This window comes from Eubacterium sp. 14-2, from assembly GCF_000403845.2.
Lineage (GTDB): Bacteria > Bacillota > Clostridia > Lachnospirales > Lachnospiraceae > Petralouisia.
On record NZ_KE159567.1, the window covers coordinates 2,080,860 to 2,083,640 of the forward strand.

General features: G+C 45.3%; 2 protein-coding genes. Both read right to left on the reverse strand.

The window, feature by feature from the left end:
• The coding region (locus tag C805_RS26750) for a hypothetical protein (protein ID WP_016215097.1) at positions 1-1,769 on the reverse strand (1,769 nt) is incomplete at its 3' end.
• An 85-nt stretch (positions 1,770-1,854) separates the two neighbouring features.
• On the reverse strand, positions 1,855-2,622 hold the full coding sequence (srtB, locus tag C805_RS16705) for a class B sortase (protein ID WP_016215098.1): 768 nt from the start codon (positions 2,620-2,622) through the stop codon (positions 1,855-1,857).
• Positions 2,623-2,781 lie beyond the last annotated feature (159 nt).

Consider the following 2,781-nt stretch of genomic DNA (forward strand, 5'->3'; position numbering starts at 1 on the left):
ACATCCCGGTAATCTTCCCGGTAGGTATCTCTGGTTTTCACCCGGTAATAAAATGGATAGAATGTATACCAGTCCTCCATGTACTGTGATACATTGGCTCTGTATCCGTTCTGGTCCTCTATACGCAGATCCGTCATCATCCATTCACAGGGATAGGTATCTTCTGTAATGGGAATCGTCCCCGTATATTCCATAGTATCAGGATGAAACTGCAAATCCACACATTGATATCCGGAAACATTCGATACCTGAGGATAGAAATATGCATATCCATACCAGGAAGGATGTTCCTCTTCCACTTTCACGGTCAGAGTCAGTGTATCTCCCGGCTGAACCCACTGGTTATTCTTATCAAGGGTGATGCTTTTAATCACCGGCGCCTTATTATCCACATGATATCCATCCGGGTCCACGATATAATACCAGGAGTACCCCGCACCCAGATCCTCCTGAAAGTCCCTCAGATCCGTCATATGACCAATCGTATCCCGGACTTCCAGATCTGTGATATTCCACCTGCCTGGGTAGGTCTCCTTTGTAATGACAATTTCTCCCTGATAGGCCCCCAGTTCTTTTTTCCAGGACAGACTGGTATTGCCTTTCTTTCTGTAATCATCTGCCGATGTATAATACACTCTTGCCCAATTTTCCGGATTTTCCTCTTTTACCCTGACAGTCACCGTAATTTTATCCACGGCAGTCACCGTCTCTTCATTTTTGTCAAGGGTGATGCTCTCAATTACCGGAGGCTCCAGGTCAAAATTTTCCTGAACTACTGTAAACTTCAAACTTTTATCCGGACGAAAATCAAGGCTTTTTCCAGACTGCGTGGTAACCGTGATATATTCCCAGATCCATTCCGAAGGATATGTGGTGTCTTCCACCGTATATGTGCCTGTCATGATCTGATTTTCTTCGTTGTAACTCATTTTTATATGTTCTACACGATAAGCCCTGGCTCCAAAGGTCCCAAGTCTCACCTTCCCTTCTTTCACCTCACCATTTTCACAGGTCACGCGGGCAGAACAGGTTACTGTATCGCCTGGCACTAATGCCCCGTCTTCACCGGAAGCACTGGTCTGAATCTGAAAATCAGTGACAGAAACTTTTTCTTCTGCAGGTTTTGCCTTCTGTACTATAACACGGTAAAGACAATTGTAATTATCGTCATACACATCTGCCTCTGCATAATTTTTCACCCTGTCTTCCACTCGGATTTCCGTGATATTAACTATCCCGTCGTTGAAAGAACTGCAGGGATACTCTGCAGTATACAGTTTTTCTTCCTCACTTTTCTGTAAATCTATCCTATGGCCACCTGCCCTGACATATACAGAACTGATATCACTGTCCGCATCGTAAGCCCACAGCTTAAAATGAAGGCTATCCTTTTCTGTCAGTGTCCGGCCGTTTTCTTCCAGCTCAAACCCTTCGATTACCGGCTGGTTAATATCATATCCGTCAGACAGAGGCATGACAGGCTCTGTCTCTTCCATAGACAGAGGCACGACAGACTCTGTCTCTTCCATCTGAATTTCTTCGGAAACTCCGCTTCCTGCCTCTTCCTGCTGCTTTGCAGGCTGCTGTACCTTCTCCGGAGTTTCCTCTATCCATTTTTCCTCTGATGATTCCTTTTTTTCCACATGTTCCGCATGTTCCGCTTCTCTGCCAGTTTCTGCTGCCGTGACGCTCTGTATCGGAAATACCGCTGCCACAGTCATGGATGCCGCCAGCAAAACACCCAGTAATTTTCTCCCTGTTTTCCTCATTCCTTATACCTCCTTTAACTAAATATACACAGCCGGAAAATTCCGGAATTACAGGGAATTTTCCGGTCTGGCGCAGCATTTTCCCCTACGCCTGTATCTCCTCTGTCAGCACTGCCTGAATCAGAAGCCGGTTTTCATCCCGTCCGCTGTAGCAGGTTGACAGAGTAAGAATTTTATCGCTGCTTACCACCTCCGTTTCATGTCTGAAATTCACTTTGCATGATTCCACATCCTCCAGATATCTCCGGATTTCGGAATCCTCGGTAAAATCATACTCATAGGGAATCAACACGTCCGAAAAATCTGCCGCCGCAAAGATTTCATAGATAAAGGTATCATCCGGCGTATAAATAATCACCTGCCGGTTCTCCTCAAAAAATTTACTGTCCTCAAACTCATGAAGGCTGCTGAACATCCCTCCGTTTTTCATATTGTGTCCATAAAGTACCGTAACCGAATCCTTAAAATCTCTGCTGTTCACAGGCTGGGTATAAATGGCGCCCGGAAGCCCTTCTGATAAATCTGCCTTATGATCAAGATAATAGTTGTCATAAATATCTTCCGTACCGCTTTTCTGGAGCACCGGATAGTCAATTCCGGTTCCCGGAACGGTAATCCATGCATAAATATCCGGGTTCTGGGCCTGCAGCAACTCAAAATCAATCTTTATTTCTCCGGATTCATCCCTGTACTTTACTTCATCCGCCACGGAATCCTGTGACAAATCCAGCGTGGCAGCAGGGGATATGGTATCCCCTGCATATTCTCCGTAATAACCTGCCAGAAACACTGACACGCCAAAAGCAATGACCAGAAGTGCCGACAGGATTTTCTTCTTCTCTGATTTTATCATGTTCTATTCTCCTGTTTTCGGGCTTTTTCGTTTACTGGTATTACTGTTGTCTTCATCTGTTCCGCTGTCTGTCGTAACCGGATTCTCTTTCTTCTTAATCTCTGCGTTCTCTCTCTCTTTCCAGGTTTTCTCTCCCTTTTCCTCTGAACGGGCACTGTC